Source organism: Rhodococcus baikonurensis (assembly GCF_040489275.1).
Lineage (GTDB): Bacteria > Actinomycetota > Actinomycetes > Mycobacteriales > Mycobacteriaceae > Rhodococcus_F > Rhodococcus_F baikonurensis.
Map to the genome: position 1 here is coordinate 534,840 of NZ_JBEUOQ010000002.1, position 18,058 is coordinate 552,897.

The following is an 18,058-nucleotide window of genomic DNA, read 5'->3' on the forward strand; positions in this document are numbered from 1 at the left end:
GTTTCCGACGTGGAAACCGCCACCCCTTTTATTTGTTCAGTCCTTGACCTTCGCCATTGCCAGAACGTCGAGACGCTTGTCGAGTTCTTCCTCGCTCAGCTTGTCGGGCACGAGTCCGCGCTCGATGACGACCTGGCGGATCGTCTTCTTCTCCTTCAGTGCCTGCTTCGCCACAGCTGCGGCTTCCTCGTAACCGATCGCCGAGTTCAGGGGGGTCACGATCGACGGCGACGATTCGGCGAGCGTCTTGAGGTGCTCCTCGTGCGCGACCAGGCCGCTGACGCACTTGTCCGCGAACAGTCGAGAGACGTTGGCCAGCAAGGTGAACGACTCCAGCAGGTTGCGCGCCATGACCGGGATGTAGACGTTGAGTTCGAATGCTCCGGCAGCGCCGCCCCACGCGATCGCGGCGTCGTTACCGATCACCTGCGCCGCAACCTGAGTGGTTGCCTCCGGCAGGACGGGGTTGACCTTGCCCGGCATGATCGAGCTACCCGGCTGCAGATCGGGGAGTGCGATCTCGCCGAGCCCGGTCAGCGGACCCGATCCCATCCACCGAATGTCGTTGGCAATCTTCGTCAGTGAGACGGCGATGGTCCGCAGCGCGCCCGATGCCTCGACCAGGCCGTCACGCGCGGCCTGCGCTTCGAAGCTGTTCTTCGCCGGAGTCAGGGCGTCGACGCCTGTCGACTTGACCAGCTCGGCAACAACTTTGGGGCCGAATCCATCCGGAGCATTGAGGCCGGTGCCGACTGCGGTTCCGCCGATAGGAAGCTCGCCCAGGCGGGGGAGTGTTGCGTTGACGCGCTCGATGCCGGCCTCGATCTGACGTGCGTAACCGCCGAACTCCTGACCGAGCGTGACCGGCACAGCGTCCATCAGGTGCGTGCGTCCGGATTTGACGACGGTCTTCCACTCGGACGCCTTCGTGGCGAGTGCAGCATGCAGATGTTCCAGTGCCGGAACAAGATCGGTGACCGCTGCTTCGGTCGCTGCGACGTGCGTGGCGGTGGGGAAGGTGTCGTTGGAGGACTGCGACATGTTGACGTGGTCGTTGGGATGTACGTCCACGCCGGCGGCCTTCGCGATGGACGCGATGACCTCGTTGGCGTTCATGTTCGAGCTGGTTCCCGAGCCGGTCTGGAAGACGTCGATCGGGAACTGATCGTCGTGCTTGCCTTCGGCGATCTCGGTCGCGGCGGCGATGATTGCGTCGGCCTTGTCCGCGTCGAGCAGTCCGAGGTCCTTGTTGACCTGCGCGCACGCTGCTTTCAGCAAGCCCATTGCGCGGATCTGGGTGCGCTCGAGCGGGCGCCCGCTGATCGGGAAGTTCTCGACTGCACGCTGGGTCTGTGCTCGCCACAGTGCGTCGATGGGCACCCGAACTTCGCCCATGGTGTCGTGTTCGATTCGGAACTGTTGATCGTTGCTCTCCGTCATGGCTCCACATTGCCACTTTTGGAGAGCGGGTAGGGGACTACGTCCCCCGTGAGTGGTTAAGGAGTGCAGGGACTCCCTAACCACTCACGGGGCGGAGCCCATCAGAACGTCGGGGGAACCGCGCCCTCTTCGCCGTCGAAGTCGACGGAGCTGTACTCGCGCAGCTTCTCGAGACGGTGGTACGCGTCGATCATGCGAACGGTGCCGGACTTGCTACGCATCACGATGGACTGCGTGCTGGCGCCGCCGCCGTAGTAGCGGACGCCGCGCAGGAGGTCGCCGTCGGTGACGCCGGTGGCGCAGAAGAAGACGTTCTCGCCCGAGACGAGATCTTCGGTGGTCAGGATCCGATCGAGATCGTGACCGGCGTCGATGGCCTTCTGACGCTCTTCGTCGTCGGTGGGAGCCAGCTTGCCCTGCAGCGATCCACCCATGCAGCGCATGGCCGCTGCGGCGATGATGCCCTCGGGCGTTCCACCGATGCCTACGAGCATGTCGGTGCCGGACTCCGGACGCGCTGCGGCGATCGCGCCGGCAACGTCACCGTCGGAGATCAGACGGATACGGGCGCCGGTGTCGCGTACGTCCTGGATCAGCTGGTTGTGACGCGGGCGGTCCAGGATGCAGATCGTGATGTCGGAGACCGACGCCTTCTTGACCTTGGCCACGCGCTTGATGTTCTCGGCGATCGGCGCGCTGATGTCGATGACGTCTGCGGCATCCGGCCCGACGGCGATCTTCTCCATGTAGAACACGGCCGACGGGTCGAACATCGCGCCGCGCTCGGCAACAGCCAGAACAGAGATGGCGTTGGGCATGCCCTTGGACATCAAAGTGGTGCCGTCGACCGGGTCGACGGCGAAGTCACAGTCGGGGCCGTCGCCGTTTCCGACCTCTTCGCCGTTGAACAGCATCGGCGCTTCGTCCTTCTCGCCTTCACCGATGACGACGATGCCGCGCATCGAGACCGAGGAGACGAGCTGACGCATTGCGTCGACGGCTGCTCCGTCGCCGCCTTCCTTGTCGCCGCGGCCTACCCAGCGACCGGCAGCCATAGCACCGGCTTCGGTGACTCGGACCAATTCGAGTGCGAGGTTACGGTCCGGGGTCTCACGATGAGTGCTGCTGGCCGTCATGTGCGGTGCCTCCTGGCGCGGTCGCGGTCGACGGGGTGTGTCGACGCAGTGGTTTCTTCAGGCGTCATTGTCCCAGATGGGAGCGGCTACGTGCGCTGTCGGGTCGCCGCAGAGACGTTTTGTCTCGCTCGAGGGGGACCGGGAATCGTATCTACTGCGGAGTACCTGGATACTGGGGGTGTGGCATCGAAGAAACCCCGCATTCTCGAAGACAACAAAGACATGGTCTGGTCTCTCGTACCGTTGGTGCTGTTCTGCATCATCATTGCGGGCATCGCCAGCCAGTGCACGTTCAGTCCTGGCGGCCCGACGCAGGGGCCTATCCCGAGCGTCGACGTGGACGCAGCTCTGAACTACGACGCGAAGGAACTCGGATTTCCCATCCGTAATCCCGGTGTTCCGGACGGGTGGACGCCGAACTCCGGCAGTCGCAAAATCATCTCCGGCGACGGCGGCGGAGATTCGAGCACTGTGGGATTCATCACGACCAGTGGTCGCTACATCCAGCTGACACAGAGCAACGCCGAGGAATTCCCGTTGGTGTCACACGTTGCCGGTGGACAGCGATTCGCGACCGGAGTCGAGACCGTCGGTGCCGATACGTGGAACGTCTTCGGCGGCGAAGGCGTCGAGTCGATCTGGGTCACCGACGTCGGGGACGTTCGCCTGTTGCTCACGGGCGCGGCGACGCCGGAAGAGTTCCGGATTCTTGCCGAGAAGGTCGGCGCAGCGCAGCCGATCACGCCATAGGTTCTGCGGTCGGAGCGGACGTTATTCGTCCGCTTCGGCCAGAGCCTTTTCGACGCGAGCCCTGGCGCCCGCCAAATGCTCCTCACAGCGCTTGGCCAACGCTTCGCCTCGCTCCCACAATGAGAGTGACGCGTCGAGGTCCAGACCGCCCTGTTCGAGAATCTTCACGACGCTCACCAGTTCGTCGCGGGCGGCTTCGTAGCCGAGCTCGTTGATGTCGGTGTCGGTGGCGTTGCTCATTTTTCTCTTCCCATCACTGCGGCGCGAACGGCGCCGTCTGCAAGTCGAACTCGAATCTGGGTACCGGGTGGCGCGTCCTCGACCGAGCGCAGAACCTCCGGATCGCCGTCGGCGACAACACGTTGCACGACTGCGTATCCGCGGGCCAGCGTCGCGGCGGGGCCCAGCGTGGTGAGCCGGGCGCGCAGATGCTCGATCGTTCGGGACTCGGAGTCGATCAACCGAGTCACATCGCGTCGTCCGGCGGCTTGGAGCCGTTCGACCTCTTCGGCGCGGCGATCCACCGCGAGCAGCGGTGATGCCATGACCGGTCGAGTGCGCAACTGTTCGATCAGATGAGACTCACGCTTGACCCAGCTGCGCAGTGCCGCAGCGCTGCGGTCACGAAGATCCGCAACCAGAGCAGCTTCCGCAACCGCGTCGGGTACGACGCGCTTGGCCGCGTCGGTGGGTGTGGCTGCGCGCAGGTCGGCGACGTGGTCACTGAGCGGGCTGTCCGGCTCGTGGCCGATGGCACTGACGATCGGCGTCGTGCAGGCCACGATGGCGCGGCACAGTGCTTCGTCGGAGAAGGGCAGAAGATCCTCGACGCTACCGCCGCCGCGAGCGAGGATGATGACGTCGACCACCGGGTTGGCGTCGAGTTCCTTCAGCGCTTCGATGATCTGGGGAACAGCAGTCGGGCCCTGAACCGCGGTGTTACGCACCGCGATCGCCACTGCAGGCCAACGACGATGGGCGACCGAGACGACATCCTTCTCGGCCGCGCTGGCTCGGCCCGTGATCAGGCCGATCGTGCCGGGCAGAAACGGAAGCGGCCGTTTGAGTCTCGGATCGAACAAGCCCTCGGCGGCGAGCAAGGCGCGCAGTCTCTCGATGCGGGCCAGGAGTTCACCGATACCCACGGCACGAATCTCGGTGACACGCAACGACACCGTTCCACGTCCGGTGTAGAACGAGAGCTTGCCGAACATCACGACACGCGAGCCCTCGGTCAACGGCACCGGAGAGTTGTGCAACAACTGAGGTGAGCATGTGATCGACAGCGACATGTCTGCCGATGGATCACGCAGAACGAGAAAGGCCGTTCGGGTGCCGGGGCGTGCATTGATCTGGGTGATCTGACCTTCGACCCAGATGCTGCCGAGTCGATCGATCCAGCCGGCGACCTTCGCGGAAACCGTGCGGACCGGCCACGGCTGTTCAGCGCTGCTGGCGCCGGACGATCGCTGCGATGAAGCGGGGGGCGTTGCGGAAGTCACTTTGCCTTGGCTGTGGTGATGCGGTTGGTGAGCATGGTCTGGAACGGTGCGCGGGCGAGCGTCGCATTCTCGTAGTCCAGGACGGCGGTCAGCTCGTCGATGCTGAGCGTCCGGATGCGCGCACGGAGCTGTGCGAGTGTGAGGTTGGGGTAGTCGAGTTCCGTGACGATCTCGGGCTCTTCGGCAGGCTTGTCCGTCGTAGCTGCCGCGGATTCGGACTCGGCGACGGGTGCGGGCTCCTCGATGGGGGCAGTCGGCTCGAGTGAGTAGAGCGCGAAGCGTCCGGCGTTGGTCGGGGTGTCAGCGGTGGTCGATCCGGTGGAAGGTGCCGAGTCCGCGGGAGCGTCGACGTCGTCGTCGAAGACCGCCCACTCGGGCTGTTCGTCCTCGGAAGACCAGTTGATCAGTGCAAATGCCTGATCGCCCTTGATCGCCAGCGAGGTGATCGACTGCTGCACGCGCATGCTTGTCTGCAGCATCTGGCTCACGGCGGTCATCGGCAGGGCGACAGCGGTGGTGGGCAACTTCCTTGCCTCTTCCATCGCGGTGACGGCGAGTCCCGCGGCAACGCGCGCCACGAACGGTGGTCGGATCATTCCCACAGCTTGCCGCAAAGCACCGACAATCGGTAGCCGACTTGCCTGTGACGGCCGGACTCGTTCACTTCGCAACCGTCGATCGGGGTGCTGAGAAACGTCGATCAAGGCACTGAACCGAGGTGTTCACGTTTGCCGGAGTGTCTCACGTTCGACGTGCCAGTAGGCTGGTCACATGTCTTCGGCTGTTCCTCTCAATCTCGGTATCGCGCACTCGGCTGATTCGCCGTCCACCCGCAAGGGCAGCGCCAAGCGTGTGCTCCTCGCCGAGCCTCGCGGCTACTGCGCCGGCGTCGACCGTGCGGTCGAGACCGTCGAGAAGGCGCTCGAGAAGCACGGCGCACCCATCTACGTGCGTAAGGAGATCGTCCACAATCGCCACGTCGTCGAGACGCTCGAAGATCAAGGCGTGATCTTCGTCGACGAAACCGACGAAGTTCCCGAAGGATCACTCCTCGTGTTCTCGGCGCACGGTGTGTCTCCGGCCGTCCACGATTCGGCTGCCGAGCGGAACCTGCGCACGATCGACGCGACGTGCCCCCTGGTCACGAAGGTGCACCAGGAAGCAAAGCGATTCGCTCGCGACGATTACGACATTCTGCTCATCGGCCACGAAGGCCACGAGGAGGTCGAGGGCACCGCAGGTGAGGCTCCCGATCACGTCACCATCGTCGACGGCCCGGATTCGGTCGACGCGGTCACGGTGCGCGACGAGTCTAAGGTCATCTGGCTTTCCCAGACCACACTGAGCGTCGACGAGACGATGCAGACCGTCGCGCGCCTGCGCGAGCGCTTCCCCAATCTTCAGGACCCGCCGTCCGACGACATCTGCTACGCCACGCAGAACCGTCAGGTCGCGGTCAAGGCGATGGCCCCCGAGTGCGACCTCGTGATCGTGGTGGGTTCACGGAACTCGTCCAACTCGGTTCGCCTGGTCGAGGTCGCGCTCGGAGCGGGCGCTGCCGCGTCGTACCTGGTCGACTACGCCCGTGAGGTCGATCTCGCGTGGCTCGAGGGTGTCCAGACAGTTGGCATCACGTCAGGTGCATCAGTACCCGAGGTGCTCGTGCGCGGCGTGATCGAGCTTCTGGCCGAGCACGGATACAACGACGTTCAGCCCGTCACCACAGCCAACGAGACTCTGGTGTTCGCTCTTCCCCGCGAATTGCGGGCAGCGCGCACGTCCTAGAACAGCACAAAAATGCGGGGCACCTTCCATCTGGAAGGTGCCCCGCATTTTTTGGTACCGGGCTCGTCTGTCAGGGCTCTTCGCGATCGCGATACCGAACTCGCGGCGGCGGATACGCCGGAAGATCGACTCCGGGTGGGCGGCGGCGCGGGGGCAGCGGCGGCGATACGTCGTCACCCGAAGCGAAGAATGGCTCCATCCGCTCCTCACGCCTGGGCGACGGAGTGGGCTCGGGCGCCCGGCGGCGACCGTACGACGGGTAGTCGTCGTCTGCCACTGGCCGACTGTCCGGCTGAGGGCGACGCGTAGGCGGTTGGTGTGTGCGATCGACCCTGGGTGGCACTGGGCTTCTCCGGGGCGGCAGCGGGCGTTCGTCTTCGATCGGTTCGCGCCGGGGAGCGCTTCGGTACGCAGGCTGTTCGTCCACTTCGGGGGCGCGGCGGCGCGGCGGCCCGGGGACGGGTGCGTCCGAGACTCTGCGGCGACGCCCGGTCTCGGGTGCGGATTGTTCTCGCGTTGCAGCCGCAGAGGAGTCACGAGTGGCGGCCGCCGAGCGGCGGGAGCGGGTCGAGCGCGCAGGCCCGGTGGGACGCTGATTGAGCAGGAAGTACCGGAAACCGCCGATGATCAGCACGACGACGGTTGCTGCCAGCATGATCGGAAAGCGGTTGACCAACGGGTACGCGATGTTGATCGCGATGTCGCGCAGTGCGGTGCTGTTGTCCTTGCCGATGAGCGTGTGCCCGATCGGCACCGCAGCGAAGAGCAGCAACGGCGGTTGGGCCATCGCGGTGAAGAGAGCCTTGTTCGAAGCGGCAACCACAGCGAAGAGACAGCCCAGGAAGTAGAAGGTCGAGAACACCGCGGTGAGCTCTCCGCCGCCTCCGGTGGCATCGATCAGTACGCCGACGGCGGTGACACCGGCAGCAAGCAGGATCACTCCCCACCAGGGCAGGCCGGGGACGGTCACGATGAGCGATCGCTTGTCCAGCGGTACCCCGGAGCGAGCACGTTGGGTTGCAGACACATAACGACATTAGCGGTTCTTGCGTTGTCGGCCGTGTTTGTGCGGGTCGTGGCTGGCGCATTTATCGACGCGATGGCGCGATGGTTTCGGGTTCTTCGCCAAACGAACCGGACGGATTGTGTGCAGGGTCACCGGACGCTCGTGGGTTGGGGCACACCGCCGGAGCCGTCAGCGTGGGAGATCGGTGGTGTCGGTGGGCTGCTCTACCGTCGGATTCATGAAGATTCTGCACACCTCTGATTGGCATATAGGTCGCACCTTTCACGGCGTCGATCTGTTGGCCGATCAGGCGAGTGTGCTCGGGTCCATCGCGGATTCCGTCCGCCAACACGGTGTCGACGTCGTGGTCGTGCCCGGCGACATCTACGACCGCTCCATTCCCCGTTCCGACGCGGTCACGGTGTGCAATCGAGGCTTCGAGGCGATCCGGGCTGCCGGAGCGGTCATCGTCGCCACGTCCGGCAACCACGATTCAGCGGTGCGGCTCGGGGCCGGGGCATCCTTCGCCGCTGCCGGCGGATTGCACCTGATCACCCGCGTCGGCCAGATCGGTACTCCGGTGATGCTGAGCGATCAGTTCGGGCCGGTCGCGTTTTACGGGATTCCGTATCTCGAGCCGGAGATCACGCGCGTCGAGTTGGACGTGCCCCGGGCTCGTACTCATTCCGACATCCTCGGAGCGGCCATGTCGCGTGTTCGGCGAGATCTCGCCGAGCGAACGGCTGCCGACCCGTCGACTCGATCGGTATTGCTCGCCCATGCCTTCGTGGTGGGCGGTGAGGCCTCTGAATCGGAACGCTCGATCTCGGTCGGCGGAGTGGAGACCGTCGCGGTGGGCGAGTTCGACGGCGTCGATTATGTCGCCCTCGGGCACCTGCATTCTCCGCAGATGCTCTCGGAGAGTGTTCGATACTCAGGCTCACCGTTGCCGTATTCGTTCGGTGAGCGCAGCCACCGTAAGGCGGCGCTGCTGATCGAACTCGACGCCGCTGGCCTGTCGTCGGTGCAGCGCCTGGATCTCCCGGTCATTCGGGGGCTGAGCCAGGTAGTGGGGACACTCGACGAACTACTCACCGAGTCGAAATATGCCGATTCCGAGCAGTGCTATGTCTCCGCATTGCTCACCGACCCGGTCCGTCCGGTCGATGCCATGAGGCAACTTCAAGCCCGTTTCCCGTTTGCCGTTCATCTCGAATGGCAAAGGCCGGAAGGACAATCGGATCTCAAGTACCGCGACGCGGTTCGTGGTCGAACCGACATGGAGATCGCCCGCGGCTTTGTCTCGGCAGTGCGTAGTGACCCGTCCGAGCATGAGGTCTCGTTGATGACCGAAGCGCTCAGCGCTGCCGCGCGCGCCGAGGAGTCCACGGTAGAACTGGGTGAAACCGCGTGAGACTGCACAAACTCGAAGTCAGCTGTTTCGGGCCCTTTGCCGACACGGTCGAAGTCGACTTCGACCGTTTGGGTGCAGACGGGTTGTTCCTTCTTCACGGCGACACCGGGGCAGGAAAGACCACGATTCTCGACGCGGTTGCGTTCGCCCTGTACGGGCGGGTGCCGGGCGCGCGCAACGAGGGCAAGCGATTGCTGTCGGATCACGCGCCGGCCGGTTCGGTGCCGCGCGTGGAACTGGAGGCGACCATCAGCGGTCGCCGAATCAAACTCGTTCGCAGTCCGGAGTATTCGCGCCCGAAGAAGCGCGGGACCGGTTCGATTACCGAGAATGCCAAGGCCACGCTGACGTGGTTGGACGGCCGCGGCGAGAACCTTTCGCGCATCCCTGACATCGGTGACGAGATCAACCGTCTCATGGGCATGAGCGCTGATCAGTTCTTCCAGGTGGTGCTCTTGCCGCAGGGTGAGTTCGCCAAATTTCTGCGCGCCGAAAGCGACGAGCGAGGCAAACTGCTCGAGCGTTTGTTCGACACCAAGCGTTTTGTCTCCGTCGAGGCATGGTTCGACGCCAAACGAAAGGCAAGTGCTACCGCGCTCGCCGCCAGGGAGCAATCCGTGCGTCTGCTGCTCGCGAAGGTCGAGACTGCCGCTGGGCTCGAGGTGGGCGCCGAGGCGCACCCACTGGAATGGTCGCGCAAACTCCTCGCCGAGGCTCAGGACACCCGCGATGCAAGTCTCGCCGAGATGGTGACCGCCAAAGATGCAGCAGCCGAGGCTAATCGGGTGCTCGCAACGGCGCAGCGAACCGCAGAGCTGCTCGTTCGCCGTAATCGTGCGACTGCTGAACTCGCAGCATTCAACACGGGCACCGCGCACCGATTTGCGATCGGCGCCGAACTCGAGACCGCCAGGCGGGCTGTGCAGGTAGCTGCTGTCGCCGACGATGTAGAGACTGCCCGCGTGGGTCTTGTCGCATCGCTCGAATCGATGAACACCGCGATGTCGACCTACTCGGCAACGGGCGGGCCGGAGATTTTCGAGCCGGGAGTGTGGCCACCCACCGACGATGAGCGTCAACGCGTCGTAACTCGGATCCGGACCTGGCGTGACGAGATCGTTCGTCTCGACGCGATGGCGGAGGACGCTCGCAGAGCCGATGCGGCGGAAGCCGAGGTCGAAAAACTCGGAGTTCGTCGAGACGCCCTGTCCGAGCGCATTGATGCCATCGCGGTTGAACGCACCGAACTGCCAGAACTGGTACGCGCGGCCGGCCGAAGATTGGACGACGCGCAACGCGCGCATGCCACTCTGCCCGGCCTCGAGGCGGCACTCGTCAGAGCGTCGGATGCTGCGACGGCGGCCCATGAAATCGTCTCTCTGCGTGCGCAAGCCGAGAAGATTCGTGTGCAGGTGTTGGATGCGCGCGACGTCCATCAGAGTGCTCGCGGGCGCTGGCTCGATCTCGTGCAGAAGCGTATCGAAGGCATGGCGGCGGAGTTGGCGAGTTCACTCGCGCCCGGTGACCCTTGCCAGGTGTGTGGTTCGCGTGAACACCCTGCCCTGGCGCAGTCGGACGTCGTCACGGTCACCGAGCCCGATCTGGAAGCCGCGTCCGCAGCCGAGCGTGCAGCGGAGAAAGCCCTGAGCAAGGTAGTCGACCGCCAGGTAGCCGTCGACCGTGACATCGACCGCGTGATCGCCCGCGGCGGGGATGGAGACGTCGAAGAACTCGACAGGCTCCGCGCCGCGGCTCAGAGCGCCGTCGACGAGGCGACACACTCTGCCGGTCAGGTTGGAGTGTTGGCCGACAAGCTCGCGCAACTCAACGAGCGTGACGGCGAGCTGCAACAGGAATCGGCTTCTCTGACTGCCGAATTGGCAGCACTGACCGAGCGAATGACGACACTGTCGGCCACGGTCGAGCAGATTCGAGCGGCGATTGTCGCTGCGGTGGGAGAAGATTCGACCATCGCTGCTCGGCGCTCGCGGTTCGACAGGCTTGCCTCCGCGGCCACGGCGGCATCTGAGATGCGTGACGAGGCCGTTCGTGCGCAGGCGCGATCGGCGGAACTGTCGACCAAACTGGCCGCTGCGGCGGCCGCTGCCGGATTCGATTCGGTCGAGGCTGCGATCGAAGGGGTGAGATCGCCTGCCCGAATCGCGGCGATCGAAACCGAACTCGCCAAAGCGCGTGACCTCGAGGTGGCCGCTCGCACCATCCTCGACGACCCCGAGGTCGTTGCGGTGGGCGAAATCGAGACAGTCGACGTCGAGGGTCCTCGCAGCCTCGCCGTTCAGTGCGCCGAGGTGGTGAACTCGGCTGTTGCAGCCGCATCCCTGGCCGAGAACCGTGTGTCGGATCTCGAACGGTTCAGCGGACAACTCGAGAAGGCATACGAGGCGGTTGCGCCCGAGCGGGAACTGCACGACGAACTCGCGGCCCTCGCCGACGTGATCGCAGGCAAAGGTCAGAACAGTCGCAAGATGTCGCTGCGAGCGTATGTGCTCGCTTCGCGGTTGGAAGAGATCGCCGTATCGGCGTCGGTTCGGCTGCAGCGGATGTCCGGGGGTCGGTACGAGTTCGTGCACAGTGACGAGGCAGGTTCTCGGGGTCGCCGCGGCGGTCTGGGACTCGACATCCGCGACGACTTCACGGGAGTCGTTCGCTCGGCGAAGACGCTCTCCGGTGGTGAATCGTTCTTGGCGTCATTGTCTTTGGCGCTCGGCCTCGCCGATGTGGTTGCGGCGGAGTCCGGCGGAATCGTTCTCGACACGATGTTCATCGACGAAGGATTCGGCACTCTCGACGCCGACACCCTCGACTCGGTGATGGCTGTGTTGGACGAGCTTCGCGACGGAGGACGAGTGGTGGGCATCGTCAGTCACGTGGACGAGATGAGGCAGCGAATCCCGAGTCGCCTGCACGTCATTCGCGGACGTGCAGGCTCCTCGGTGAACGTGATTGCAGGCTGATCAGGCCTTTTTGTTCTCTACCTCTGATTCGGCGTCGGCGTCGTCGTCTTGATCTTCGAGGATGTCCGACGCGTCGCCGGCGGGCATCGGCTCGTTGTCGCTTGCGCGCTCGTCGATCTGCTCTCCGATGTACCGGATGACAACTGCTGCCACCGCGGCGACGGGCACTGCGAGGAAGGCGCCGACGATGCCGTACAGCGAGCTACCGGCGGCCACGGCAAGCAGCACGATGACGGCGTGGAGTTTCATCGACTTGCTCTGCAGCACTGGCTGAAGGACGTTTCCTTCGATCTGCTGTACCGCCAGGATGATGATCAGCACGATGATGGCGGTGGTGAGACCGTTGGCCACCAGCGCAACCAACACGGCCAGGGCGCCGGCGACAAACGCGCCGACGATCGGGATGAAGCCACCGATGAACGTCAGAATTGCCAGCACCGGTGCCAGTGGGACCCCGAGGATCAGCAATCCGGCGCCGATGAAGACCGCGTCGATGAGGCTCACCAGCGCTTGAGTCCTGATGAATCCGCCGAGCGTGTCCCACATGCGGGTGAGGACCTCTTCGAGATGCCGACCGGCGCGTCCGCCGCCGACAGCGTGGAGCCAGGGGATGAACCTCGGTCCGTCCTTGATGAAGAAGAAGGCGAGAATCAGAACCAAACCGAGCGTGACCAACAAGGAGCTCGCGGTACTCACGCCGCTGAAAACGCCTGAAGCGATGGCGGTTCCACTTTCCTGCACCTTGGTGATGACGGCGTGGACGGCGTTGTCGATCTGGTCGTCCTTCAGGTTCAGCGGCGGACCCTGGAGCCAGTCCTGAACCTGGTTGATGCCCTCGGTGGTCTTGTTCGCGAGCTCGGGGGCCTGGCTGACCACTGACGGAACGATGCCTGCGATCACGCCGGCCAAGATTCCGATCGAGAGCACCAAGGTGATGCCGGCTGCCGCGGCCGGTGGCATACCGCGCTTGATCATTCCGCGGGTCGGCGGCCACATGACTGTCGCGACAACGATAGCCAGAGCCACCGGCAGGATGATGACCCAGAGCTTTTCGATCAGCCAGCCGAAAATCCAGGCGCCCAGCGAAATCGACGCCAACACCAACGACCACTTTGCGAGCCACATACCCCCTTGCCCGATGATCTCGCCGCGGTCGCGCTTGCGCACCCCTGCGGACGTCCCCTTGTCTTGCTCGCTCACTGATCGTCCTTTCCGTCGGCGCAGGGATCTCCTCGCCGATGTGCGATTCCGGTGATCTAGCTGAGCTGATCGTAACGACTGCGTGCGATAACTCGTGTGTTGCGCTGCAATACTGTGTTTTGAAGCATGCCGATCGGACTAACATTTCCGTCATGAGAATCGCAGCAGCAGTCGGGGCAGCAGCAATCGTCGTTCTCGGGCTCACCGCGTGTAGCACCGAGGATCAGGACAACGCGCAGAACAAGATCAGCGAAGCAGTCACGAGCGGGCAACAGGCGCTCGAGACAGCCAAACAGTCCGCGGGCAACGCCATCGATCAGGGCAAGACAGCGCTGTTCGTCGCCACGTTCCGTGGGGCTTACGCGCCGTTGGCGGAGAATCGCGACGACGCAGACATCGAGGAGATCTTGACGACCACGTGCACCGAGGTCGCCAACGGCACGGACGAGGCGGAGGTCAAGACCAAGATCACCGACCTGGCCGAGAACAACGGCAACAAGCCCACCGACGAGCAGGCGGGCCACATTTACGAACTCGCGAAGGCCACCTGCCCCTGACGGAGATTCATCAAGCGCGGGATTCAGCAGCAGCGGGCGCCTGGGTTGGCGTCGGCTGCTGCGTGCCGGCGGCGCCAGAACTCTCGTTCGCTGATCACCGGTGAGTCGGCGTGGTGGCGTCGGGTGTGCTCGACGTAACGCTGATAGTCGAGATCACCCATCACCGAGCGAACCCACCACAGCGTTCCGCGGAACGCTGTGGTGAGTTTTGCCGTCATGGTCATGGTCATGGTCAGTGCCCACCTCCGTGCGCGGCGCCGGGCGCACGGACCTTCCCGGCTTTGATGAGCTCGTCCCATTCCTTCTGGATTTCCTTCTCCGCGGGCGTCGGAATGAAGCTGGCGGGTCCGAAGATCTTCGACGGTTCTTCCGGGGACTCGGTGGTCGGCAGCCCGCCGGCTCGGATTGCCTTGGCGCATACGATGATCCCGGCGATGACCACGACAATCACCAGTGACGCGAAGATGATCGACAACGTGCCCTGAATGAAGGTGTTGCGAATGACGGCATCGATGGCCTCCGGAGTCTTCGCAGAACCGTGCGCCGTCTCACCTGCTGCCTTCGCATCCTTGAACACGTTGTGCTGAGCCCAGTAACCGATCGCGGGGTTGTCGGAGAAGATCTTCTGGTACGACGCGGTCATAGTCACGACCAGGTCCCACACCAATGGCACGCCGGGGATCCAGGCCCATTTGAACAGGCCCTTCTTCATGACGATCGTCATGACCACCGTCAGTGCGATCGCGGCCAGAAGTTGGTTGGCGATGCCGAAGAGCGGGAAGAGCGTGTTGATTCCGCCGAGTGGGTCGGTGACACCCATGAGCAGGATCGCGCCCCACGCAGCGACCACGATCAGCGAGCACAGCCACGCACCGATGCGCCACGACGGGTCCTTGAACTTCTTTGCCGGACCGCCGAAGTTGCCGAGCGAGTCCGAGAGCATGAATCGAGCGACGCGAGTGCCGGCATCGATCGTGGTGAGGATGAACAGAGCCTCGAACATGATCGCGAAGTGGTACCAGAACGATTTCAGCGAGTCGCCGCCGAAGACGTCGCTGAGCACTTCGGACATGCCGAACGCGAGAGTCGGGGCGCCGCCGGTTCTCGAGATGATCGATTCTTCGCCGACGGCCTCGGCTGCCTGAGTCAGCACGTCCGGTGTGATGGGGGCAGTGCCGAGGGGCAGATTGTTGACGTATTCGGCTGCGGTTTCCGGTGTTCCACCGGTGAGCGCCGCGGGAGCGTTGAGTGCGAAGTACAGGTGCTGATCGAGGATGCAGGCGGTGACCAGAGCCATGATCGCGACAAACGATTCGGTCAGCATGCCGCCGTACCCGATCATCTTGGTCTGGCTTTCCTTCTCGAGCAGCTTCGGCGTCGTACCGGACGCGATCAGCGCGTGGAATCCCGAGAGTGCGCCACAGGCAATGGTGATGAACAGGAACGGGAACAGTGAACCGGCAAAGGCCGGGCCTTCGCCGTTGGAGGCGAACGGCGTCACTGCCGGCATGTTCAGGGCGGGCCGTGCGACCAGAATTCCGATGGCCAGCAGTGCGATGGTGCCGACCTTCATGAACGTCGACAGGTAGTCACGCGGCGCCAGGAGCAGCCAGACCGGCAGCACCGATGCGGCGAATCCGTACGCGATCATCAGCCACGCGATGGTGACCTTCGAGAGGGTGAACCAGTCTGCGCCCCAGCCGGTGTCGGCAACCCAGCCGCCGGAGACGATGGCAAGGAGAAGCAGGACGACGCCGATCAAGGAAACCTCGGAAACCTTGCCCGGCCGCAGATACCGCAGGTACACGCCCATGAACAGTGCGATGGGGATGGTCATCGCGATCGAGAACACACCCCACGGGGACTCGGCGAGGGCGTTGACGACGACAAGTCCGAGGACCGCGATGAGGATGATCATGATGACGAACACGCCGATCAATGCGGCGACGCCGCCGACGAGGCCGAGTTCTTCGCGGGCCATCTGTCCGAGGCTGCGCCCGCGGCGCTTCGACGAGATCCACAGGACCATGAAGTCCTGCACGGCCCCGGCGAACACCACGCCGACGATGATCCAGATCGTTCCCGGAAGATATCCCATCTGCGCGGCCAGGACGGGCCCGACCAGTGGGCCCGCGCCGGCGATTGCCGCGAAGTGGTGACCGAACAGCACCCGACGGTCGGTCGGCATGTAGTCGGCGCCGTTTTCCATGATCTCGGCGGGAGTTGCGACGTCGTCGCGAGGTTTGACGATCTTGCGTTCGATCAACCGCGCATAAAAGCGGTAGGCGATCAGGTAGGTACAGATTGCGGCCAACACGAACCACACGGCGCTGATGTGTTCACCGCGGACGATCGCAATCATGTACCAAGCGCCCGCGCCGACCAGTCCGAGAACAAGGAAGACGACGCGCGCAGTCGTGGAAATGGGCGTCTTGTCGATGACGCCGACAGGTGGCAGGTCAGGATCGGTTTTCAGGTACTCGACATTTGGTTCCGGCGCAGTCGTCAAGCTCATCGTCGAACTCCGTCCACTAGTGCAGTGTGGCCGCCGTCACAGCGGGCCATCTGTCACTGTAGGACCAGAAGGGTGAATCCGCGCGATCTGAAACGCGGGAGTCGACCGACGTCAGAATCGGTGAGCGTCGGCGTCGATCCAATCGGTGAGCCAGCTCTGCGGCGGGGAGTCGAGCAGTTCACCCGGCATCAGCCAGTCGAACAGGTCGGCATAGGTGCGGGTGGTGAGACCGTCGACGCGGCGGTTGAGCATTCCCGGTTGCAGTTGGTCGAACGAATCGATGCCCATCGACGCGATCATCTGTTGTGCGCTGGCGACGGTTGCCTTCTGGAAGCGGTAGACGCGCTCGCTCTTGTCGGGGATGTCGAGTGCGCGGGTGCGTGCCGGATCCTGAGTGGCAACGCCGACCGGGCAGCGGTTGGTGTGGCACATCTGGGCCTGAATGCAGCCCACTGCGAACATCATTGCGCGGGCCGCCATCGTGAAGTCTGCGCCCTGGATGATGCGTTTGACGATGTCGGAACCGCTCGCCACCTTTCCGGAGGCGCCGACTTTCACGAGAGGGCGCAGGCCAGTTCCCACCAAGGCGTTGTGCACGAGCATCAGGCCCTCGGTCAACGGCATGCCCATGTGGTCCTCGAACTCCACCGGACCTGCGCCGGTGCCGCCTTCGGAACCGTCGACGATGACGAAGTCGGGCGTGATGCCTCGCTCGATCATCGCTTTGCAGATTCCGAGGAATTCACGACGCGAGCCGACACACAGTTTCACCCCGACCGGCTTGCCTCCCGACAGTTTTCGCAGGGTCGCGATGAAATCGACCAATTCGACCGGGGTGCTGAACGCGGTGTGCGCAGGCGGCGAGATCACGGTCTGGCCGACGGGTACCCCTCGGGTTTCGGCGATCTCGGGGGAGACCTTGACTCCGGGAAGCACGCCACCCAACCCGGGTTTCGCACCTTGCGAGAGCTTGATCGAAATGGCCTTCACCTGATCGAGGCCGGCACGCTCGGCAAAACGGTCAGGATCGAATCGGCCGTCCTCGGTTCGGCATCCGAAGTATCCCGAAGCGATTTCCCAGATCAGATCGCCACCGTGTTTGCGGTGATACGGACTGATCGCACCTTCGCCGGTGTCGTGGGCGAAGCCGCCTTTGGCTGCGCCGGCGTTGAGGGCCTCGATTGCGTTGGCGGACAACGACCCGAAGCTCATCGCGGAGACGTTCAAGAGAGCGATGTCGTACGGTTTCGTGCAATCGCGTCCGCCGAGGCGAACTCGTGGAACGGTGTCGGAGGCTGTGCGTGCGCGAATCGAATGCGTCATGAACTCGTAGCCGATCGCATTGACGTCGCGCTCGGTCCCGAACGGCTCCTCAGCCAGCGTTCCCTTGGCGCGCTCGTAGACCAGATCTCGCGTTTCGCGATCGAATGGCATTCCATCGGTGGATGATTCGACGAAGTACTGCTGGATCTCCGGTCGAATCTTCTCGAGGAGGAATCGGGCGTGCCCCAGGACCGGATAGTTACGGAGGATGCTGTGGGACCTCTGAGTGAGGTCGTAGGTGCCCATCGCCGCCAGCGCGAGAGTGACGACCGCGATCACCCACCATCCGGGAGAGACCACAATCGCGAGCGCGGCGGTGCCGAGACCCACTATCCATATCAAGAGCACGATCAGCATCCGAGTCACCTCGAGAGCGTAGGCGCTCACTGCGACACGGCAGCGGTAAGTCTCCACTAGGTTCTGCGATAGAGAACCGAATCCGACTCTTTGGGGGA

General features: G+C 63.9%; 15 protein-coding genes. 5 read left to right on the forward strand and 10 right to left on the reverse strand.

Translation table 11 applies throughout. The annotated features are described in order from the left end of the window. Nucleotides 1-36 precede the first annotated feature (36 nt). Both ABWI03_RS06715 and glpX read right to left on the reverse strand, forming a co-directional pair. On the reverse strand, nucleotides 37-1,440 hold the full coding sequence (locus ABWI03_RS06715) for a class II fumarate hydratase (protein ID WP_298775138.1): 1,404 nt from the start codon (nucleotides 1,438-1,440) through the stop codon (nucleotides 37-39). A 101-nt stretch (nucleotides 1,441-1,541) separates the two neighbouring features. Further along, entirely contained in the window at nucleotides 1,542-2,576 is a 1,035-nt protein-coding gene (gene glpX, locus ABWI03_RS06720) for a class II fructose-bisphosphatase (RefSeq protein WP_019744581.1), read from the reverse strand. A gap of 180 nt (nucleotides 2,577-2,756) precedes the next feature. On the opposite strand from glpX, the gene ABWI03_RS06725 reads away from it, so the two are divergent. After that, nucleotides 2,757-3,326 carry a DUF4245 domain-containing protein gene (locus ABWI03_RS06725; RefSeq protein ID WP_003945206.1) on the forward strand — a complete coding sequence of 190 codons (570 nt, stop codon included), beginning with the start codon at nucleotides 2,757-2,759 and terminating at the stop codon, nucleotides 3,324-3,326. 21 nt (nucleotides 3,327-3,347) lie between these two features. On the opposite strand, the gene ABWI03_RS06730 is transcribed toward ABWI03_RS06725, so the two are convergent. The 3 genes from ABWI03_RS06730 to ABWI03_RS06740 are packed head-to-tail and all read right to left on the reverse strand — an operon-like array spanning nucleotide 3,348 to nucleotide 5,424. After that, complete coding sequence (locus tag ABWI03_RS06730) at nucleotides 3,348-3,566, reverse strand: exodeoxyribonuclease VII small subunit (protein ID WP_003945276.1); 219 nt, start codon at nucleotides 3,564-3,566, stop codon at nucleotides 3,348-3,350. Beyond that, nucleotides 3,563-4,828, reverse strand: a complete 1,266-nt coding sequence (xseA, locus tag ABWI03_RS06735; RefSeq protein WP_003945258.1) for an exodeoxyribonuclease VII large subunit — start codon at nucleotides 4,826-4,828, stop codon at nucleotides 3,563-3,565. The genes ABWI03_RS06730 and xseA overlap by 4 nt, the downstream gene beginning before the upstream one ends. Then, complete coding sequence (locus ABWI03_RS06740; RefSeq protein ID WP_124567072.1) at nucleotides 4,825-5,424, reverse strand: lipid droplet-associated protein; 600 nt, start codon at nucleotides 5,422-5,424, stop codon at nucleotides 4,825-4,827. Before ABWI03_RS06740 ends, xseA begins: the two co-directional genes overlap by 4 nt. Nucleotides 5,425-5,599: 175 nt before the next feature. On the opposite strand from ABWI03_RS06740, the gene ABWI03_RS06745 reads away from it, so the two are divergent. Continuing rightward, entirely contained in the window at nucleotides 5,600-6,613 is a 1,014-nt protein-coding gene (locus ABWI03_RS06745; protein ID WP_003945273.1) for a 4-hydroxy-3-methylbut-2-enyl diphosphate reductase, read from the forward strand. 70 nt (nucleotides 6,614-6,683) lie between these two features. Here the strand turns inward: ABWI03_RS06745 and ABWI03_RS06750 are convergent, their stop codons facing one another. Beyond that, a complete protein-coding gene (locus ABWI03_RS06750; protein ID WP_124567071.1) occupies nucleotides 6,684-7,640 on the reverse strand; it encodes a DUF6542 domain-containing protein in 957 nt (318 codons plus the stop codon). Between the two features lie 217 nt (nucleotides 7,641-7,857). On the opposite strand from ABWI03_RS06750, the gene ABWI03_RS06755 reads away from it, so the two are divergent. Together ABWI03_RS06755 and ABWI03_RS06760 are read left to right on the forward strand one after the other, a co-directional pair. Beyond that, complete coding sequence (locus tag ABWI03_RS06755; RefSeq protein WP_298775145.1) at nucleotides 7,858-9,033, forward strand: exonuclease SbcCD subunit D; 1,176 nt, start codon at nucleotides 7,858-7,860, stop codon at nucleotides 9,031-9,033. Next, nucleotides 9,030-12,008, forward strand: coding sequence for an AAA family ATPase (locus ABWI03_RS06760; RefSeq protein WP_298775148.1), 2,979 nt, complete (start codon nucleotides 9,030-9,032; stop codon nucleotides 12,006-12,008). Before ABWI03_RS06755 ends, ABWI03_RS06760 begins: the two co-directional genes overlap by 4 nt. On the opposite strand, the gene ABWI03_RS06765 is transcribed toward ABWI03_RS06760, so the two are convergent. Further along, complete coding sequence (locus ABWI03_RS06765; protein ID WP_124567069.1) at nucleotides 12,009-13,208, reverse strand: AI-2E family transporter; 1,200 nt, start codon at nucleotides 13,206-13,208, stop codon at nucleotides 12,009-12,011. Between the two features lie 152 nt (nucleotides 13,209-13,360). Between ABWI03_RS06765 and ABWI03_RS06770 the strand changes: the two genes are divergently transcribed. Beyond that, nucleotides 13,361-13,765 carry a hypothetical protein gene (locus ABWI03_RS06770; protein WP_003945253.1) on the forward strand — a complete coding sequence of 135 codons (405 nt, stop codon included), beginning with the start codon at nucleotides 13,361-13,363 and terminating at the stop codon, nucleotides 13,763-13,765. Nucleotides 13,766-13,788: 23 nt separating this feature from the next. Here ABWI03_RS06770 and ABWI03_RS06775 read toward each other — a convergent pair whose 3' ends face one another. The 3 genes from ABWI03_RS06775 to ABWI03_RS06785 form a co-directional block, all read right to left on the reverse strand. After that, nucleotides 13,789-13,989, reverse strand: a complete 201-nt coding sequence (locus ABWI03_RS06775; RefSeq protein ID WP_019744572.1) for a YbdD/YjiX family protein — start codon at nucleotides 13,987-13,989, stop codon at nucleotides 13,789-13,791. A gap of 8 nt (nucleotides 13,990-13,997) precedes the next feature. Then, a complete protein-coding gene (locus tag ABWI03_RS06780; protein WP_007726338.1) occupies nucleotides 13,998-16,280 on the reverse strand; it encodes a carbon starvation CstA family protein in 2,283 nt (760 codons plus the stop codon). A 111-nt stretch (nucleotides 16,281-16,391) separates the two neighbouring features. Further along, a complete protein-coding gene (locus ABWI03_RS06785) occupies nucleotides 16,392-17,969 on the reverse strand; it encodes an FMN-binding glutamate synthase family protein (RefSeq protein WP_298775381.1) in 1,578 nt (525 codons plus the stop codon). Nucleotides 17,970-18,058 lie beyond the last annotated feature (89 nt).

What these genes read in the sequence shown, in the direction of transcription:
- ABWI03_RS06715 (WP_298775138.1), bottom strand. Translation starts at nt 1,440, where the DNA reads ATGACGGAGAGCAACGATCAACAGTTCCGAATCGAACACGACACCATG.
- glpX (WP_019744581.1), bottom strand. Translation starts at nt 2,576, where the DNA reads ATGACGGCCAGCAGCACTCATCGTGAGACCCCGGACCGTAACCTCGCA.
- ABWI03_RS06730 (WP_003945276.1), bottom strand. Translation starts at nt 3,566, where the DNA reads ATGAGCAACGCCACCGACACCGACATCAACGAGCTCGGCTACGAAGCC.
- ABWI03_RS06740 (WP_124567072.1), bottom strand. Translation starts at nt 5,424, where the DNA reads ATGATCCGACCACCGTTCGTGGCGCGCGTTGCCGCGGGACTCGCCGTC.
- ABWI03_RS06745 (WP_003945273.1), top strand. Translation starts at nt 5,600, where the DNA reads ATGTCTTCGGCTGTTCCTCTCAATCTCGGTATCGCGCACTCGGCTGAT.
- ABWI03_RS06755 (WP_298775145.1), top strand. Translation starts at nt 7,858, where the DNA reads ATGAAGATTCTGCACACCTCTGATTGGCATATAGGTCGCACCTTTCAC.
- ABWI03_RS06770 (WP_003945253.1), top strand. Translation starts at nt 13,361, where the DNA reads ATGAGAATCGCAGCAGCAGTCGGGGCAGCAGCAATCGTCGTTCTCGGG.
- ABWI03_RS06775 (WP_019744572.1), bottom strand. Translation starts at nt 13,989, where the DNA reads ATGACCATGACGGCAAAACTCACCACAGCGTTCCGCGGAACGCTGTGG.
- ABWI03_RS06780 (WP_007726338.1), bottom strand. Translation starts at nt 16,280, where the DNA reads ATGAGCTTGACGACTGCGCCGGAACCAAATGTCGAGTACCTGAAAACC.